General features: G+C 48.1%; 1 pseudogene. It reads left to right on the forward strand.

Annotated elements, in window-relative coordinates:
* A pseudogene (locus LVD47_RS23350) lies at positions 1-545 on the forward strand (hypothetical protein); the annotation flags it as partial.

Consider the following 545-nt stretch of genomic DNA (forward strand, 5'->3'; position numbering starts at 1 on the left):
GTGTATGATCTGGCGTTACAGAAAAGAATCAATAATGCTTTCCCCGGTCCGTATCGGTACGGAGATACGATTACCCTGGACATATTAGTAGTAAATCAGGGGAATGAACCTGCGAATACAATAGAGATAACAGATTATATTCCGGACGGCCTGGAGATGGCGCCCGGGAAAAATGCAGACTGGGATACTACGGGCACCTTTCCAGTGTATACAATAATGGATACATTACGATCGGGAGAAGATACTTTGGTTGGCTTGGAAGTAGTCGTGATTCATGGAACGAGTATGGAAAGCTGGACGAATTATTCGGAGATCAGCAGCGCCTTGAACCGGGATGGAGGTCCTTTTGAAGATATAGATAGTGAAGCGGACAACGACCCGGAAAATGATTACGGGGCGATTGCGGAAGGGGAAACAGACGATGCCTTATCCGGTGATGGTTCTCAATCCGATGCAGCCACAGGCGAAGATGCAGCCGAATATGATGAAGATGATCACGATGTGGCCCGGGTACGGGTAGTGGATCTGGCATTGTACAAGCAGGT

Source organism: Membranihabitans maritimus (assembly GCF_021729145.1).
Taxonomy (GTDB): Bacteria; Bacteroidota; Bacteroidia; order Chitinophagales; family Saprospiraceae; genus Membranihabitans; species Membranihabitans maritimus.